This window comes from Streptomyces sp. DF42, from assembly GCF_058267695.1.
In genome coordinates, this window is record NZ_CM177859.1 from 1,261,931 (window position 1) to 1,277,697 (window position 15,767).

General features: G+C 73.0%; 19 protein-coding genes. 12 read left to right on the forward strand and 7 right to left on the reverse strand.

Annotated features, from left to right (window positions below):
- Positions 1 to 21: 21 nt before the first annotated feature.
- On the reverse strand, positions 22 to 1,050 hold the full coding sequence (gene gap / locus ACYUED_RS05810; RefSeq protein WP_491291244.1) for a type I glyceraldehyde-3-phosphate dehydrogenase: 1,029 nt from the start codon (positions 1,048 to 1,050) through the stop codon (positions 22 to 24).
- A 583-nt stretch (positions 1,051 to 1,633) separates the two neighbouring features.
- Between gap and ACYUED_RS05815 the strand changes: the two genes are divergently transcribed.
- The 9 genes from ACYUED_RS05815 to ACYUED_RS05855 all read left to right on the forward strand — a co-directional run bounded on the left by ACYUED_RS05815 (position 1,634) and on the right by ACYUED_RS05855 (position 8,622).
- Positions 1,634 to 2,299: a DUF4389 domain-containing protein gene (locus ACYUED_RS05815; RefSeq protein WP_491291245.1), complete on the forward strand. Its 666-nt coding sequence runs from the start codon at positions 1,634 to 1,636 to the stop codon at positions 2,297 to 2,299.
- Positions 2,296 to 2,508, forward strand: a complete 213-nt coding sequence (locus ACYUED_RS05820; protein ID WP_491291246.1) for a hypothetical protein — start codon at positions 2,296 to 2,298, stop codon at positions 2,506 to 2,508. Before ACYUED_RS05815 ends, ACYUED_RS05820 begins: the two co-directional genes overlap by 4 nt.
- Positions 2,509 to 2,863: 355 nt before the next feature.
- A complete protein-coding gene (locus ACYUED_RS05825) occupies positions 2,864 to 3,568 on the forward strand; it encodes a response regulator transcription factor (protein WP_491291247.1) in 705 nt (234 codons plus the stop codon).
- Positions 3,565 to 4,965: a sensor histidine kinase gene (locus tag ACYUED_RS05830; protein WP_491291248.1), complete on the forward strand. Its 1,401-nt coding sequence runs from the start codon at positions 3,565 to 3,567 to the stop codon at positions 4,963 to 4,965. The genes ACYUED_RS05825 and ACYUED_RS05830 overlap by 4 nt, the downstream gene beginning before the upstream one ends.
- Before the next feature lie 79 nt (positions 4,966 to 5,044).
- Positions 5,045 to 5,437: a hypothetical protein gene (locus tag ACYUED_RS05835; RefSeq protein ID WP_491291249.1), complete on the forward strand. Its 393-nt coding sequence runs from the start codon at positions 5,045 to 5,047 to the stop codon at positions 5,435 to 5,437.
- Positions 5,434 to 6,393, forward strand: a complete 960-nt coding sequence (locus tag ACYUED_RS05840) for an FAD:protein FMN transferase (protein ID WP_491291250.1) — start codon at positions 5,434 to 5,436, stop codon at positions 6,391 to 6,393. The genes ACYUED_RS05835 and ACYUED_RS05840 overlap by 4 nt, the downstream gene beginning before the upstream one ends.
- A complete protein-coding gene (locus ACYUED_RS05845; RefSeq protein ID WP_491291251.1) occupies positions 6,390 to 7,076 on the forward strand; it encodes a ferric reductase-like transmembrane domain-containing protein in 687 nt (228 codons plus the stop codon). The genes ACYUED_RS05840 and ACYUED_RS05845 overlap by 4 nt, the downstream gene beginning before the upstream one ends.
- Positions 7,073 to 8,416: an NADH-ubiquinone oxidoreductase-F iron-sulfur binding region domain-containing protein gene (locus ACYUED_RS05850; protein WP_491291252.1), complete on the forward strand. Its 1,344-nt coding sequence runs from the start codon at positions 7,073 to 7,075 to the stop codon at positions 8,414 to 8,416. The genes ACYUED_RS05845 and ACYUED_RS05850 overlap by 4 nt, the downstream gene beginning before the upstream one ends.
- Positions 8,413 to 8,622, forward strand: coding sequence for a ferredoxin (locus ACYUED_RS05855; RefSeq protein WP_491291253.1), 210 nt, complete (start codon positions 8,413 to 8,415; stop codon positions 8,620 to 8,622). The genes ACYUED_RS05850 and ACYUED_RS05855 overlap by 4 nt, the downstream gene beginning before the upstream one ends.
- 26 nt (positions 8,623 to 8,648) lie before the next feature.
- On the opposite strand, the gene ACYUED_RS05860 is transcribed toward ACYUED_RS05855, so the two are convergent.
- Positions 8,649 to 8,846, reverse strand: coding sequence for a respiratory nitrate reductase subunit gamma (locus tag ACYUED_RS05860; RefSeq protein WP_491291254.1), 198 nt, complete (start codon positions 8,844 to 8,846; stop codon positions 8,649 to 8,651).
- Positions 8,847 to 9,359: 513 nt separating this feature from the next.
- On the opposite strand from ACYUED_RS05860, the gene ACYUED_RS05865 reads away from it, so the two are divergent.
- Positions 9,360 to 9,725 (forward strand): DUF1003 domain-containing protein, encoded by a 366-nt coding sequence (locus ACYUED_RS05865; RefSeq protein WP_491291255.1) that lies wholly within the window; start codon positions 9,360 to 9,362, stop codon positions 9,723 to 9,725.
- A 165-nt stretch (positions 9,726 to 9,890) separates the two neighbouring features.
- Here ACYUED_RS05865 and ACYUED_RS05870 read toward each other — a convergent pair whose 3' ends face one another.
- Positions 9,891 to 10,886 (reverse strand): Acg family FMN-binding oxidoreductase, encoded by a 996-nt coding sequence (locus ACYUED_RS05870; RefSeq protein ID WP_491291256.1) that lies wholly within the window; start codon positions 10,884 to 10,886, stop codon positions 9,891 to 9,893.
- A gap of 455 nt (positions 10,887 to 11,341) precedes the next feature.
- Positions 11,342 to 12,046, reverse strand: coding sequence for a CBS domain-containing protein (locus ACYUED_RS05875; protein WP_491291257.1), 705 nt, complete (start codon positions 12,044 to 12,046; stop codon positions 11,342 to 11,344).
- Between the two features lie 353 nt (positions 12,047 to 12,399).
- Here ACYUED_RS05875 and ACYUED_RS05880 point away from each other — a divergent pair, with 353 nt between their 5' ends.
- On the forward strand, positions 12,400 to 12,822 hold the full coding sequence (locus ACYUED_RS05880; RefSeq protein WP_491291258.1) for an STAS domain-containing protein: 423 nt from the start codon (positions 12,400 to 12,402) through the stop codon (positions 12,820 to 12,822).
- Between the two features lie 101 nt (positions 12,823 to 12,923).
- Here ACYUED_RS05880 and ACYUED_RS05885 read toward each other — a convergent pair whose 3' ends face one another.
- The 3 genes from ACYUED_RS05885 to ACYUED_RS05895 are packed head-to-tail and all read right to left on the reverse strand — an operon-like array spanning position 12,924 to position 14,891.
- Complete coding sequence (locus tag ACYUED_RS05885; RefSeq protein ID WP_266530822.1) at positions 12,924 to 13,550, reverse strand: YigZ family protein; 627 nt, start codon at positions 13,548 to 13,550, stop codon at positions 12,924 to 12,926.
- Between the two features lie 25 nt (positions 13,551 to 13,575).
- A complete protein-coding gene (locus ACYUED_RS05890; protein ID WP_491291259.1) occupies positions 13,576 to 14,130 on the reverse strand; it encodes a SixA phosphatase family protein in 555 nt (184 codons plus the stop codon).
- Positions 14,127 to 14,891: a hypothetical protein gene (locus ACYUED_RS05895; RefSeq protein WP_491291260.1), complete on the reverse strand. Its 765-nt coding sequence runs from the start codon at positions 14,889 to 14,891 to the stop codon at positions 14,127 to 14,129. Before ACYUED_RS05895 ends, ACYUED_RS05890 begins: the two co-directional genes overlap by 4 nt.
- A 207-nt stretch (positions 14,892 to 15,098) precedes the next feature.
- Here ACYUED_RS05895 and ACYUED_RS05900 point away from each other — a divergent pair, with 207 nt between their 5' ends.
- Entirely contained in the window at positions 15,099 to 15,512 is a 414-nt protein-coding gene (locus ACYUED_RS05900) for a CoA-binding protein (protein ID WP_491291261.1), read from the forward strand.
- Positions 15,513 to 15,767 lie beyond the last annotated feature (255 nt).

Here is a 15,767-nt window from a genome sequence, read left to right on the forward strand (position 1 = left end):
CCGCAGGGCCCCTGTCGCCGGTCAGGCGCGCGGGAGGCGGGCGGCGACGTACTCGGTCAGGTCGAGGAGGCGGTTGGTGTAGCCCCCTTCGTTGTCGTACCAGCCGAAGACCTTGACCAGGTCGCCGTGCGCCTGGGTCAGCGGGGCGTCCAGGACGCACGAGGCGGTGTCGCCGACGACGTCGCGGGAGACGATCGGGGCGTCGGAAACCCGCAGCACGCCCTTCAGCGGCCCTGCGGCGGCCTCCCGGAACGCCGCGTTCACCTCGTCGGCCGTCACCTCGCGTTCGAGGACCACGCTCAGGTCGGTCAGCGAGCCGTCCTCCACGGGGACCCGTACGGCGATGCCGTCGAGGGTGCCGGACAGCTCAGGCAGGACGAGGCCCACGGCCCGTGCGGCCCCGGTGCTGGTGGGGATGATGTTGACGGCGGCGCTGCGGCCGCGGCGCAGGTCCTTGTGCGGGCCGTCCAGGACCACCTGGTCGTTGGTGTAGCCGTGAATGGTGGTCATCAGGCCCTTGTCGATCCCGAACGCCTCGTGGAGCACCTTCACCATGGGCGCCACGCAGTTGGTGGTGCACGAGGCGTTGGAGATCACGTGGTCGTCGTCCGGGTCGTACGTGCCCTCGTTGACGCCCATCACGACGGTGGCGTCAACTCCCTTGCCCGGCACGGACAGCAGCACCTTGCGGGCTCCGCCCTTGAGGTGCAGCCCGGCGTCCTCGCGGCCGCGGAAGCGGCCGGTGGACTCGATGACGACGTCCACCCCGAGGTCGCCCCAGGCGAGTGCGGCCGGGTCGCGTTCGGCGGTCACGGCGATGCGGTGGCCGTCGACCGTCAGGGAGTTGTCGTCGTGCTCGACGGTGCGGTGCAGGCGGCCGTACGTCGAGTCGTACTCCAGCAGATGGGCCAGCACCCCCGGCGAGGTGATGTCGTTGACCGCCACGACCTGGACCGGTGTGCCGGTGCCGCTCTCCGCCCGCCCCAGCACACAGCGCAGGTAGTTGCGTCCGATGCGGCCGAAGCCATTGATGCCCACGCGTACGCTCATGTCCGTCGTCCTCCCGGTCGTTGCCCGGCTCTGTAGGGGGTTCAGCCGCCACCCTGCTGACGGTGGGCCTGGTGCGGCTTGGGCCGGACGGGGGCGAGCCATGGGTCGTTCGGCCCGCCTGTGTCCCAGTGGCCTTCGCGCCGGAGCCTGTCCTGGCCCGGGTGGCGATCACGGCGGCCGGAATGCGCCGCTCCACACCGTGGTCGTGGCCCACGAGGCCGACACCATCGACCCGGCCACGCACCTCGTCGGAGCGTCGTGGCCACCGGCTACGCCCAGTTGGTGACCGACCCCGCGGGAGCTGGCCCGCTACCAGGAGTTGCTGCATCCCTGGGTGCAGCGGACCATGGAATATGCGGTCCGTATCCGGCCCGACCGACCTGGTCACCGGGATCCTTCTCACCGACACGGGCACCGACACGGACGCGCGCCGGCCCGCCTGCAGCTGATCCAGGCCCCGCGACCGGGACCGATGACCCCCGGTGCGAACCCAACGGCCCTCGCAGGGCCGGGGTTTCACGACCACGCTGGACTTGGGCCCGAGTCGCCACGGCGGTGCCAAGGGCCGAAGGAGCTGATCGCCATGACGACCCTGCCGAAGACACCCGACCGACCCGTGCGCGTGAACGCGGTACTCGACGCGCCACTGTCCCGGTGGCTGTGGCTGGTGAAGTGGATCCTGGTGATCCCCCACTACGTGGTGCTGTTCTTCCTCTGGATCGCCTTCACCCTGGTGAGCGTGGTCGCGTTCTTCAGCATCCTGTTCACCGAGCACTATCCGCGGCCCCTGTTCGACTTCAACCTGGGTGTGCTGCGCTGGAGTTGGCGGGTGGCGTACTACTCGTACGGGGCTCTGGGCACCGACCGGTATCCGCCGTTCAGTCTGGGCGAGGAGCCGGACTACCCCGCGCGGCTGGACATCGCCTACCCCGAGCGGCTCTCCCGGGGGCTGGTGCTGGTGAAGTGGTGGCTGCTGGCCATCCCGCACTACATCGTCATCGGGTTCTTCCTCGGCGGCTTCCAGTTCGGCTGGTGGGACGGCGGGCTGGTCTCCGTGCTGACGCTCATCGCGGCCGTGACCCTGGCGTTCACGGAGAAATACCCCCGGGACCTGTTCGACCTGATCGTCGGGCTGAATCGGTGGGTGCTGCGGGTGGCCGCCTATGTCGCTCTGATGACGGACACCTATCCGCCCTTCCGGCTCGACATGGGCGGAACCGAACCGCACGCACCCGAGGACCTGCCGTGATCACCCTGCTGGTGGGGGCGTTCCTGATCCTGCACGGGCTGCTGCGCCCCGGCGTGTGGACGGCGCCGCAGCAGCCGGGCACTCCGGCCCTGTTCACCCCTGGACACTCGTGGATGCGGGCGGCGGGCGTCTCCACGGCCCCGGCCAGGGCACTGGCACTGGCACTGGCACTGGCACTGGCACTGGCACTGGCACTGGCACAGGCCTAATACACGGCCGTGGCCTACGCCGTCGCCGGCGCCGGAGTGTTTTGCGGGCACCGGATGGTGGCCCACGGCCGCCCTGGTCGCCGCGTCGAGCGGCCTTGTGTTCAAGGCGCTGGTTCGACCCGTGGCTCGGCGTCGGCGTACTGCCGGACGCGGGCGTCATCACCGCTGTGGCCTGTGTGTGGCCCGCCTCCGTCTACTGAGCGCGGACCCGCGGCGGATCCCTCTGCTCTCCCCTGCTTGCTCTCCCCGCGAACAGGGGGACGAACGGCCCCTGCCGCCGGGTCCGGAGGAAGACGCAGGCTGGAAGGCGGGCCGACGCAGTCGACCCCGCCGTCCGGAGAGGCAGGTTGCGGACATGAACGCCCAGGTCACGGGCGCGGCAGACGAGACGCGGATACTGGTCGTGGAAGACGACCGTGGTATCGCGGAGTCCCTGGTGCGTGGTCTGCGGCAGGCCGGCTACGCGGTCGAGGACGTGCGGACCGGGCGGGCGGCGCTGACGGCGCCCTCCCCCGATGTCGTACTGCTCGATCTGGGGCTGCCGGACATCGACGGCGTCGAGGTGTGCCGGATGCTGCGCGCCCGGTCGGACGCGGCGATCATCGCCGTGACCGCCCGGGGTGAGGAGGCGGACCGGGTGGTGGCCCTGGACGAAGGGGCCGACGACTATCTGGTCAAGCCATTCGGACTGGCTGAACTGCTGGCGCGGATACGGGCGGTGCTGCGCCGTCGGCGCCCGGCGGAGCCGGAGCTGCTGCGGCACGGGCCGCTGACGCTCGACCTGCGCGCCCGGCGGGTCTCGGTCGACGGCCGTGCGGTCGCTCTGACGCCGAAGGAGTTCGGCATTCTGGAGTGCCTGGCAGCCGACCCGGGCCGGGTGGTGAGCCGCAGGCAGATCCTGGAGCGGGCGTGGGACGCCCACTGGTACGGGCCCACGAAGGTGCTCGACGTGCATGTCGCGGCGCTGCGCCGCAAGCTCGGCGTTCCGGGGCTGGTCGAGACGGTCTACGGGCACGGCTTCCGGCTCGGGGCGGTCCAGGAGTCCCGGGAGCAGTCGTGAGCCGCCGGATCACCTGGACGCTGCTGGTGCTGACGTCCGTGCTGCTGGTGCTGGCGGTGGTGCCGCTGGCGGTGTCGCTGACGGCGCGCGAGCGCGTCGCCTACCGCGACAGCCAGCGGGCGGCCACCCGGGTGATCGCCGCGGCGGCCGAGGAGCACCTCTCCGACCACAAGTCGGCCACCATGATGCGCAAGGAACTCGACGCCGCGGCCCGGGCGGGGGACTGCGCCGCCGTGTACGACGCCTCCGCGCGCCTGGTGGCCGGTACGCCCTGTACGGCGGCCCAGGGCGAGGAGGCGGACGAACTCGTACGGGTGGTGCTGGCCGGGCACGAGCCGGAGCCGCCGGAGAACGAGGGCCGGCTGCTGGCCGCGGAACCGGCCGGTGAGGTGCGTCGGCCCGCCGGAGCCGTCGTCCTGGCCCGCTCCTCGGCCCCGCTCGACGCCCGGATCGCCACGATCTGGGGCTGGTCCGCCGCGATCGGCGTCGCGGGACTGGCCGCGTCGGTGCTGCTGTCGGTGCGCCTCGCGCGCTGGGTCGGCCGCCCTCTGTCGACGCTGGACGCCAGCGCCCGGCGGCTGGGCGAGGGCGTCCTCGACGAACGGGCCGACATCGGCGGCGGGCCGCCGGAGGTACGCCGCCTGGCCGCCACTTTCAACACCATGGCGGCCCGCACCGAAGCCCTGGTGCACGGCCACCGGGCGGTGATCGCCGATGTGTCCCACCAGCTGCGCACCCCGCTGGCCGCGCTGCGGCTGCGGCTCGATGTCCTCGCCACCGGCGCCGAAGGCGACACCGCCACGGAGCTGGCCGCCGCCCAGGAGGAGATCGCCCGGCTGTCCCGGCTGGTCGACGGGCTGCTGGCGGTCGCGCGCGCCGAGCAGGCGATACCCCGCCCGACCGCCGTGCGGGTCGACGAGGTGGTGGCCGAGCGGGTGGCCGCCTGGTCGCCCGTCGCCGAGGAGCGCGGAGTGCGGCTGACCGCCGTGTCCGAGGGGCCTGCCCTGACCGTCGCGCTGGGCGCGGGTCATCTGGAGCAGATCCTCGACAACCTGATCGCCAACGCCGTGGACGCCGTGCCCGTCGGCGGGGGCGTCACCCTCGATCACCGCAGGGCGGGCGCGTCGGCCCAGGTGCTGGTGCGGGACGACGGTCCCGGGATGACGGCCGAGGCGAAGGCGGTCGCGTTCCGCCGGTTCGGGAATCCCGAGGCCCGGGGCAGCGGCCTGGGGCTGGCCATCGTCCACCGGCTGGTCACGGTCAACGGCGGTGCCGCGAGGCTGGAGGACACCCCGGGTGGCGGCCTGACCGTCGTACTGGAGCTGCCGCTCCGGCCGGAACGGGGGCACGAGCGCGGTGTCGCGTCGAGATCTTTACCGGTTCTGAGGAAGTCGTGAGCGAGTTCCCGAGTGCCGTCGGCACAGCCTGGAGGTGCACGCAGCCGATCCGGGCCGCCGACTCACCAGGAGAGCTGCCATGGTCCCCGCCCCCGACGACTTCCGCGAGACACCCTCCCCGGCCGGTTCCCCCCGCGCCCGCGACCGCGGCCTGCGGCGCAGCCGCCGCATCACCCGGTGGATCGCCGTCACCTCCGTGGCCGGCGCGGCGGCCCTGGCCGGCCTCTACACCCATCTGCTGCCGGGCAGCACGGCCGTCCCCGCGCCACCGAGCCCGCCCGTGCAGCGCCCCGCGGCGTCCACCGCCACCCCCTCCGGAGGCGGCGGCGAGGACCGCGGCGAGGCGAACAGCCACGAGGGCGAGGACGACAACGAGGGCGCCGCCCCGGTCACACGGCCGGCACCGCAGCCCCCGGCCCAGCCGCCCACCGCGTCCCAGGGGCAGCCGCACACCACGACGGGGGCGTCATGACCACGCGTGCCCCGGCGCCGGCGCAGGTCGCGTTCCCGGCGCTGGGCACCACCGCCGCCCTGCTCGTGACCGTCCCGGGCGCCCTGCCCGCCGCGGAAGCGGCCCTGCGCGCCGAGCTGGCCAGCGTCGACCTCGCCTGCAGCCGCTTCCGCCCGGACTCCGAACTGACCCGCGTGAACGTGCGCGCGGGCACCCCGACCACAGTCAGCGAGCACTTCGCCGAAGCGCTCCAGGCCGCCCTGCGTGCCGCCCGCCTCACCGACGGCGCCGTGGACCCGACCGTGGGCAGCGCGGTGATCGCACTCGGCTATGACCGCACCTTCGCCTCCCTGCGTCCCGAGGACGCCCGCCCCCTGCCCCTGGCCCGCCCCGCGCCCGGCTGGCAGCGGATCGTCTTCGACCCACGCACCCGCCGACTGCGCCTGCCCCCGCACACCCGCCTCGACCTGGGCGCCACCGCCAAGGCGCTCACCGCCGACCGCGCCGCCCGGCGCGCCGCTGCCGCCACCGGAAGCGGGGTCCTGGTCAGTCTCGGCGGCGACCTGGCTACGGCCGGCACGGCACCGGAGGGCGGCTGGCTGGTCGCTCTGGCCGACGACCACGCACAGCCCGTCACGGAACAGGGCCCGGCCGCCGCGGTGACCGGCGGAGCACTGGCGACCTCCGGTGTCCGGGTGCGCACGTGGCGGCGCGACGGACGCACCCTGCACCACATCGTCGATCCGGCCACCGGCGAACCCGCCGAACCCGTCTGGCGCACCGTCACCGTCGCGGCCGCCACCTGCGTGGACGCCAACACCGCCAGTACGGCGGCGATCGTACTGGGCGCCCGGGCCGTGGGCTGGCTGCGCCGCAGCGCCCTGCCCGCGCGGCTGGTCGGCCTCGACGGACACGTCGTACACCTCGGCGGCTGGCCGCCCGATTCCCACGATGCCGTCCGCGGAGGCTCGCGATGACAACCCTGGCCCTGACCGGAAGCCCCCTGTGGTACGCCAGCCGCGCGGGCGGCACCCTCGCCCTGATCCTGCTCACCGCGACCGTGGTGCTCGGGATCGCCTCCGGTGGGCGGTCCGCCCCTCGCCGGATCGGCCGGTTCGAGATCGGCGTGCTGCACCGCAATCTCTCCCTGCTCACCCTGGTGTTCCTCGTCGTGCACGTGGTGACCGCGGTGCTCGATCCGTTCGTCCACCTGAGCTGGGCGGTGTCCGTGGTGCCCTTCGGGGCGTCCTACCGTCCCCTGTGGCTCGGGCTGGGCACGGCCGCGCTCGACCTGCTGCTGGCGGTGCTGGTCACCAGCGCGCTGCGGCGCCGGCTGGGGGTGCGGCGCTGGAAGGCGGTGCACTGGCTGGCGTACGCGGCATGGCCGTTCGCCCTCTTCCACGGGGTCGGCACCGGCACCGACACCCGCCTCTCGCTCCAACTGTGGCTCTACGCCGGGTGCCTGGCCTCGGTGGTCGGTGCCGTGGGGTGGCGCCTGGCGAAGGCCGGGCCGGGGTGGGTGGCCGGGCGCCTGGTGGCCGCCGCGACCGCGACCGCCGTACCGGTGGCGCTGACCGCGTTCCTCGCCACCGGGCCACTCCAGCCCGGCTGGGCCCAGCGTGCCGCCACGACGGCTGTCCTGCTCGGGGGTGGACGGTGACCTCCCCGGCCACGACGCCCTTCACGCCCCACCAGGTCGCGCCCGTGCCGGACGACCCCACCGCCGCCCGGCTGCTGGCGGGGTGGTACGCCACCGGGCGACCGGCCGACCTGACCGATCATCTGAGGCGTTACGGACCGCCTCCGGTGACCACGGTCGTCGGGAGTCGTACGTCGATGCCGCTGGTGGAGGCCGTCGAGGCGGCCGGGCTCACCGGACGCGGCGGCGCCGGCTTCCCCACCGCCCGGAAACTGCGTGCCGTCGCGGAACGCCGTGGCCGTTCCGTGGTCGTCGTCAACGCCATGGAGAGCGAACCCGCCAGCCGCAAGGACCAGTTCCTGCTCGCCGTGGCTCCCCACCTCGTCCTCGACGGTGCCGTCCTGGCCGCGACCGCGGTCGGCGCCGACACCGTCCACGTGTGCCTGCCCCGCGCCCGCTCGGCCCAGCACGGGCAGCTCGACGCCGCCGTGGAGGAGCGCCGGCGCGCCCGCCTCGATCCCGTACGGCTGCGCCTGCACGCCCTTCCGCACGCTTACGTCTCCAGCGAGTCGACCTCGCTGGTGCGCTGGCTCAACGGAGGCCCGGCCCGTCCTCAGGGCAAGCCGCCAGGCAGTCACGAACGCGGGGTCTCCCGGCGCCCCACGCTCGTCCACAACGCCGAGACCCTCGCCCACCTCGCCCTCATCGCCCGCTACGGGCCCGGCTGGTTCCGGCAGGCGGGCGCCCCGGACGAGCCCGGCACCACACTCGTCACCGTCTCGGGCACCGTCGCCGCCCCCGGTGTCCTGGAGGTCGCGCTCGGCACGCCCCTCGCCACGGTCCTCGACCGCGCCGGAGGTCCCACGGAACCCCTGCGGGCGGTCCTGCTCGGGGGTTTCGCCGGCACCTGGCTCCCGGCGGCCCATGTGCACACGCCCCTCACCCGGCGCGACCTGACCCCGCTGGCTACCGCACCCGGTGCGGGCGTGCTGGTCGCCCTTCCGAGCTCGGCATGCGGGCTGGGCGAGACGGCCCGGATGCTCGCTTACCTGGCCGCACACGGCGCCCGCCAGTGCGGTCCCTGCCTCTTCGGGCTGCCCGCGGTGGCCGAGGACTTCACCACTCTGGCAGCCGGACGGGCCGACCCGGACCTGCTGTCCCGGCTGCACCGCCGGACGGCTCTGCTGCCGGAGCGGGGCGCCTGCGGCCACCCGGACGGCGCCGCCCGCCTCGCGGCCTCCACCCTGCGCGCCTTCGCCGACGACGTCGACCAGCACCTCACCCACGGCGCCTGCCCCGCGGCCCACCTGCCGCCCCGGATCCCCGTACCGCCCGTCACACCCCCGGAGGCATGGCGATGACCCGCAGGACCCTGCGCATCGACCGCATCGCCTGCACGGGCCAGGGCCTGTGCGCCGAACTGCTGCCCGAACTGATCGACCTCGACGAATGGGGCTACCCCGTCGTCCAGGACCGGGCCGTCCCCGACCGGCTGCGCGCCCACGCTCGCCGGGCCGTCGCCGCCTGCCCCCTGCTGGCCCTCCACGTCGACGCCGACCGGCCGTGACGGGTCCGCGCGGGCACCGTCCCACGTCATCCGGTGCCTTCCCGCCCACGGCGGGGAGCGCGTGCGCCGAGCCGGACGTCGCGGCTGCGATGGTCGATGCAGGGGCGGGTCAGGTAGCCCAGCGGTGCTGTGAGCATGGGGACCAGGCGGGTGAAGGGCCAGAACGGGAACAGCGGCAGCGCGCTGACGGCGGGCAGCTGGAACAGCAGCCGCGCATCGGTCATCCGGTCCGGATCGGGCTGCGGACATGAAGATGCAGCGGAACCAGGGAGAGATGGTCTCGCGGTAGCCGTAGCCGCCACCGACGCTGTCGGCGGCGACCGTGGCGACCAGTCCGAGCAGGATGTTCCCGCTGAGCGAGACGGACATCGCCTGTCGTTGCGTGTGGTGGCGGAGGACCGGGCAGGCGGTGCTGCGCCGGTGCATGAGGAACGCCGGCCGGCACCCGTACCGGGCCCGTGCGGTCCGACAGCCAACCGCCGAGCGGGCGCATCTCGACCGCCGGCAGCATGCCCGGGGCGAAGGCCTGAATCCCCGGGAGGGGGTCATGCGCGAACCTCGACCGGTCGCCGCCTGCGGCACCCCCTCGGAGTGGGCCCGAACGGCAGGGTGGATGATCTCGTCCCGACGATGACTCGGCGGTTGCCGCCCCTGCCGTCGGCAGACCGGGCACCCACATACACGAAAGGCGCGCTGAGATGAGCCAGCAGGACCCCTTGGACCGGCACCATCCAGCGGTGGTTGCGCATCACAGGCACCGCTCGGAGAACGCCCAGTTGCGCATCGCGGACGCCATCACACGGTTCGCCGGTTCGATGCCGTTCGTCTACCTGCACGCGATCGTCTTCGCGTTGTGGATGCTGTTCGTCGAGGGCAGCCCTTGGCCCACCTTGACCCTGGTGGTGTCACTGGAGGCGATCTTCCTGTCCACGTTCGTCATGATCGGTCAGAACCGGCAGGCCGCCTTCCAGCAGATGAAGGCCGACCACGATTTCGTCGAGCAGGAACTGGAACTCAAGACCAACACGGAACTGACGCGTGCGATCCACGTGATGACCAAGGAACTCCACCGCCGCCTGGTCGAAGACGGTGCCGAGCAATAGGGCCAGAAATTCGGGGCTCTACCCGGCCCGGATCCACCCGCCGGCCCGGCTGCCGCACCCCGTACGCGCCCACGAACCCACGAACCCACGAACCCACGAACCCACCATCATGCTGCCGGCCGTCCTGCCCGCCCGACCGTCAACGGTCAACAGCTGACAGCCATGTCACCCGACGTCGAGGACATCGTGGACGGGGCGGCGGGGCGTCGCGGGGCCTCTCGGCCCGTAGCCCAGGCGCAGCACCATCTGTACATGGCCCCTGCCCGACACCGGGTCGCGGGCCAGCCCACGCAGGTCGTCGCTCTCCAGCGGGTGAGAGGTCAGGGAGGTGGCCAGGTCGGCCAGCGTCGCCTCCAACAGGACGCGTTCCAGCGCCTGTCCCGCCCGCAACCAGTCGGCCGCCCCGTCGCCAGGGGTGCTCAGCAGAGCCAGATGCGGGGTGTGCTCGAAGGCGGTCGTCCCACGGTCGGCCACCGGTCGGCGCGCGGCGAAGTCCCTCAGCGGAGCTTTGCCGTCCCGCTTACGCGGCCCGAAGGCATACTCCGGAACACCGTCGACCGCGGCGTCCGCCTCCGGCCCGAGCCGGGTCCAACGGATCAGGTCCTGCATCGCGGCGGGATCCAGGTCGTCGCGGCTCTCGGCGTCGTGGACCAGGTCGAGCACGGTGTCGGCATGCCAGGCACCGGGGAACAACAAGCTGGCTCCCTCCTGCGCGGCGGCTCGCCGCAGGGATGCCTGCACGTCCTCGGCGAGGTCCGTCTCGGCAAAGGGGTGCCGACTGGTGTGCCGCTGCCGGATCGCCGGGTGCAGTCGTGCCAGGTCGTCGCCGCTCCGTGCCGTACCGGCGGGGACGGCCAGGCGGACGGAGGCGAGCAGGAGGGGGTCAACCGGCTCGGGCAGCAGCAGGGTCTCCGGGACCAGGCCCGCGCGCACCGCGGCAACGCGGAGATTGAACAACGCCGCTCCGCAGCCGATGTGCAGTGCCCGATTTCCGGGATCGGAACGGGGCATGGCCCGCTCGAGGTCGGCGAACAGAAGGACGAGACGCTCGTCGGCGTTGAAGCGGAATCGCCACGGCTGCGCATTGTGCATGGAAGGAGCCGCCGTGGCGTCGGCGATCAACGCGTTCACCACCTGCTCATCGAGCTGCCGCAGGGTCATCGCATCCTCCTCACGCATCCGCCGACCCGCAGAGACCGGACGTCATACGAAGGACCACAGCAGGTGAGCGATCGCTCAAGTCACCTTCCGCCGCGGCCGGCAATGCGGGCGCCAAGGGCTCGTATCGGCCCGGTCCGCATCTGACGAGCTGCCTCCAGTATCCGTCGAACGACATCGAGAGGCCTGGTTCAGCTCCGGGACGCGCCATCGGCCGCCTGGGCCGGCGAGGGGCGACGGGGAGGGTGAGGGGCGCTGTCATGACGACACCACCGCGGGCGACGCCGATCCCCCACGGCGCCGCCCCCCGTGCCCGCCCCCGCTCCTCATCTCGACGGCCTTCGGCGAGCGCATGAGAGCCGAGGACGCGGTACCCGGCCTCGCGGTCGCGTCGAAGAGCCCCGCGTCGTCGTACGGAGTCGTCGTCGCACGGAGTCAGCGAGCGCCTTGAGGTCCGGTCACGGCGTCGGTTGGGCGCGCCGGGGCGACTCGTAGTCCGTGGGCGGAGGGGTGGTGTCATCGATCCTGTGGCCCAGGTTCTCGGAGACGTCGACCACTCCGTCCACGCCCCGGCACAGTCGTACCGCGACGGGGATGAGGGACTTTCGCTGGACGGTACCGCCCAGGGAGACCCGGCCGTCGACGACGTTCACGGTGACCGCGGACGGCGCGATGCCCAGGGTGCGTACGAGTACGTCCCTGGAAATCTCCTCCCGGATGGCGCGGTCGCCCCGCAGGAAGACGCGGAGCAGATCAGCGCGGCTTATCACGCCGACCAGGCAGTCGGCCTCGTCGACGACCGGCAGTCGTTTCACATGGTGGCGTTCCATGACCTGGGCGGCCTCCACCACCGTCCACTGCGGTCGGGCGGTCACGGCTGGGCTGTTCATGAGCCCTTCGGCGGTGGTCGCCTCCGCCTTCGCCCGGTCGGCGGTGCGCGGGTGCAGGACGGGCAGCAGGCCCGCCGGATCCAGCTGCCCCGCTTCCTTGCGCAGCAGATCCGCCTCGGAGACCACGCCCAAGGGCCGGTCGTCGTCGTCCACGACGGGTACGGCGGTGATGTCGTACTCGGTGAGCAGTTTGGCGATCTCCTTGAAACCGGTCTCCCGTCCCACCCGTACGACCGATGTCGTCATGAGGTCGCTCACCATCCGGTGCTGCATGGCTTCCGCCTCCTCTTTCACTCGCGTTCCCCTTCTACTGTCAGGCGGTCCGGCACGCCGACCCATGGGCCGGTCGGCCCCAACCGCGGCCATCCGGCGGAGCGACGTCGCGGTGGCGGAACGGGGTGGGCTGCGGGCGGCGGCCCTGCCTCATGGTGCACAGCGCTTGCAGGCCTGCGTCCCTCCTCCGGAAACAGGCTGAGCGTGAAATGGGGCCATCGGTCCCGTCCCTGCCCGGAGAGCGACCCTCGACTCACCGTCTGCGATCGCATGGGCTGCCGGTCCCCTCCGGAGGTCCGAACAGGGCCGACCGGCCCCTCCCCCGGACGCTGACATACCGCTTTGCTCTGTCTATGGCCGAAATCAGCACCAGGCCCGTGCCCTTCCACACGGAACGCGTCGTCGGCGGCGCGACCGTGGTGGTGGAGGTGCGCGACGAGATCGACATCCTCACGGCGCCGCCGCTCTCGGCGCGCCTCGACACCCTGACCGCCGGCCCGTGCCCCGATCTGGTACTCGACCTGCGACCCGTGACCTTCATGGACTGCAGCGGACTACGGCTGCTGTGCCGGGCGAGGAACCGGGTGCTGGTCCGGCAGGGCAGCCTGCGACTGGTGGCCGACAGCGGTCGCCTTCTGCGCCTCCTGCGGCCCACCCTCCTGGCCGGTGTCTTCGAGATCCTCCCCGACATGCCCACGGCCCTGTTCGGTACCCCCTTGCGGGACGCCGTCTCCGGTACAGGCCGGCAGGACACCGTGTCCGCCGTGGCGGGCTGACGGGAGCCGCCCGTCCCGCCGGGAACCGGCTACCGGTGCGGCACCTCCGCGTCCAGCACCGCACGCGGCGCACGACGCGGGGTCCTTTCTCGTGCGGAACGTCAGGCGTCCCCGTAGGCCTCCCCGCCCAGTTCGAAGCCCGCCGTGCCTGCCGTCACATCCGCGAGCCACGCCCGGAAGGCGTCCACGTCGGCGTCCGGCAGACCGACCTCGATGGTGACGGCCTCGCCGTAGCGGACGTCCCGCACGTCGCGTCCGGTCGAGCGCAGGTCGTTCTCCACCTTCCCGGCACGCTGGTGGTCGACCGTGACCGTGGCCAGCCGGAACCGGCGGCGGGTGCGGGTGCCGACGGCGTCGAGGGCCTCCCCGACCGCGCCGCCGTACGCCCTGATGAGCCCGCCCGCGCCGAGCTTGACCCCGCCGTAGTAGCGGGTGACGACGGCGACGACGTACCTCATGTCGCGGCGCAGCAGCATCTGCAGCATGGGGACGCCGGCGGTGCCGCCCGGTTCGCCGTCGTCGCTCGCCTTCTGGACGGAGGCGTCGGCGCCGACGACGTAGGCCCAGCAGTTGTGGGTGGCGTCCGCGTGCTCCTTGCGCACGCCGGCGATGAAGTCCTGGGCCTCCCGCTCGGTGGCCACCGGCGCCAGGGCGCACAGGAAGCGGGAGCGGTTGACCTCGGTCTCGTGCACGCCCGCGTGGGCGACCGTGCGGTACTCGTCCGGCATCGGGCCAGCCTATGCGGCGCGCCCGCTACTCCTTCCCGCTGCCCTTCTTGCCCCGCGGCACGATCACGCTCGTCAGCAGTGCGGTGCCCGGGGCGAGCGCGTCCCAGGTGGCGCCGTGCCAGGCCAGTACCGCGATCGCCGAGGTCGGGAACTTCGCCCGCACCTCGTCCAGCGCGTCGTCGAGGCTGTCGCCTGCCAGTTCGAGGATGAGTTCCTCGAGGCCGGGGTTGTGCCCGATCAGGAGCAGCGTCTCGACCTCGGGGGACACCTCGTGGACGGCGGTCAGCAGATCGCGTACGTCGGCGGCGTACAGGCGTGGGTCCCGGCGTACCGGCGGTGGCGTGCCCCACTGGGCCGAGGCCAGTTCCCAGGTCTGGCGCGTGCGTACGGCGGTGGAGCACAGGGCGAGGTCGGGCAGGCAGTCGGCCTCGGCGAGCGCCCGGCCGGCGGCGGGTGCGTCCCGGCGGCCGCGCGGCGCGAGCGGGCGCTGATGGTCCGCGACGCCCTCGGGCCAGGCCGACTTGGCGTGCCGCAGCACCACCAGGCGGCGCAGTGGACCCACTCCCGCGCGCGCGATCACGCCGGCGATCCCAGGTCGCGGGTGAGATCGAGGCCGAGCAGCCGGTCCGCGTGGGCATAGGTCTCGAAGCGGGCGCCGTCCGGCAGCTCGGACACGGTCTCGACCCAGGTCAGCACCTCGAGCACGGCGGGGACGTCCAAGTCGTCCTCCCAGGCGGTACGGAGGCGTGCGCGCGCCTCGTCGGGAATGGGCCGTGACGGCTGCCGCGCCCAGGAGGCGACCGCGCGACGCCAGCGTGCGAGGGTCGCCCGGGCCTCGTCCAGGGCGGCCTCGTCGAGCCGCACGGGCGTGCCGCGACGATGGGAGAGCAGGGACAGGCGCAGCACGTCCGGGGCAGTGCCCTCCGGGATGCCGGGCACCTCCGAGTGAACGGGGGCGACGGCGATCCGGACGCCCGCGGGTGTGGCGTCGCCCTCCGCCGCGACATGGAGGACCTGCGCCTCACCCAGTCCGGGTCCGACGTCCCGCGTGTCCTCGAAGGGGCGGATGCCGAGCGTGACCACCCAGGCCCGCAGTTCCGCCTGATCTCGCTCAGCGGTCAGCACCCCCCACACGGGAGTGCCGCCGAGCTCCAGAGCACGCACGAGCAGGTCGGCGACCAGCAGCACGCGCAGGGAGCCGGTGCCGGACCCGGGCACATGGACTTCGACCCGGGTCAGACCCCGCCGGGCCGGGGCGGCGTCGACGGACTCGCCGGTTCGGGCGTCGGTGATGCGCAGCACGGGCTGAGCGTAGGCGGGCGAACGGCCGCGCGCAGGCATCCGGCACGAATTCCGGACACAGTGGCGAATTTCAACGAGGTGCGCGGGGGTCGGCGACGCACGCGGGCGCGTGCCGCGGCCTTCCGCAGCAGGCCGTACCCGGGCATCGGCCACCCCCACCCGCGCGGCGGAAATCGGGGAATCATCGCGCACTCCCGGCCGTTGTCGGACGGGAGAGAAGGTCCGCGAGGCGCAGGGAGGCCCGGGGTGTACGGCGACGAGGCAACGATCCGCAAGATCCTCACCGAGTCCGGGGACACCTGGGCCGTGGTGGGTCTGTCGTCGAACCGGGGGCGCGCCGCATACGGCGTCGCCCAGGTGCTGCAGCGCTTCGGCAAGCGTGTCGTGCCCGTCCACCCCAAGGCCGAGACGGTGCACGGCGAGCAGGGGTACGCCTCCCTCGCCGACATCCCCTTCGAGGTGGACGTCGTCGACGTCTTCGTGAACAGCGACCTGGCCGGTCCGGTCGCCGACGAGGCGGTGGCGAAGGGCGCCAAGGCCGTCTGGTTCCAGCTCGGCGTGATCGACGAGGCGGCGTACGGCCGTACGCGCGCGGCGGGCCTGGACATGGTCATGGACCGCTGCCCCGCGATCGAGATACCCCGCCTCGGCCGGCCGTAGGTATTCGCCGGCCTCCTGCCCGGCGCACTGCGGCGCGGCGCCCCGCGGCCGCCCCTCGTACTGCAACAGCCACCGCGTGGCCGCGCGCAGCGCCGACAAAGTGGACAACTCCGGTGCTCACACTGCCTTTTTTCGCTGGGTACAGAGCACTTGAAGGGCTGTCCACGAACCCCCCGGGCTTTGGTCAAAACTTCACATAGGGTCTTCTGCTCGACCGCCGTTGTTTTCTAATCTGCGACGTCGCACGCACTGAAA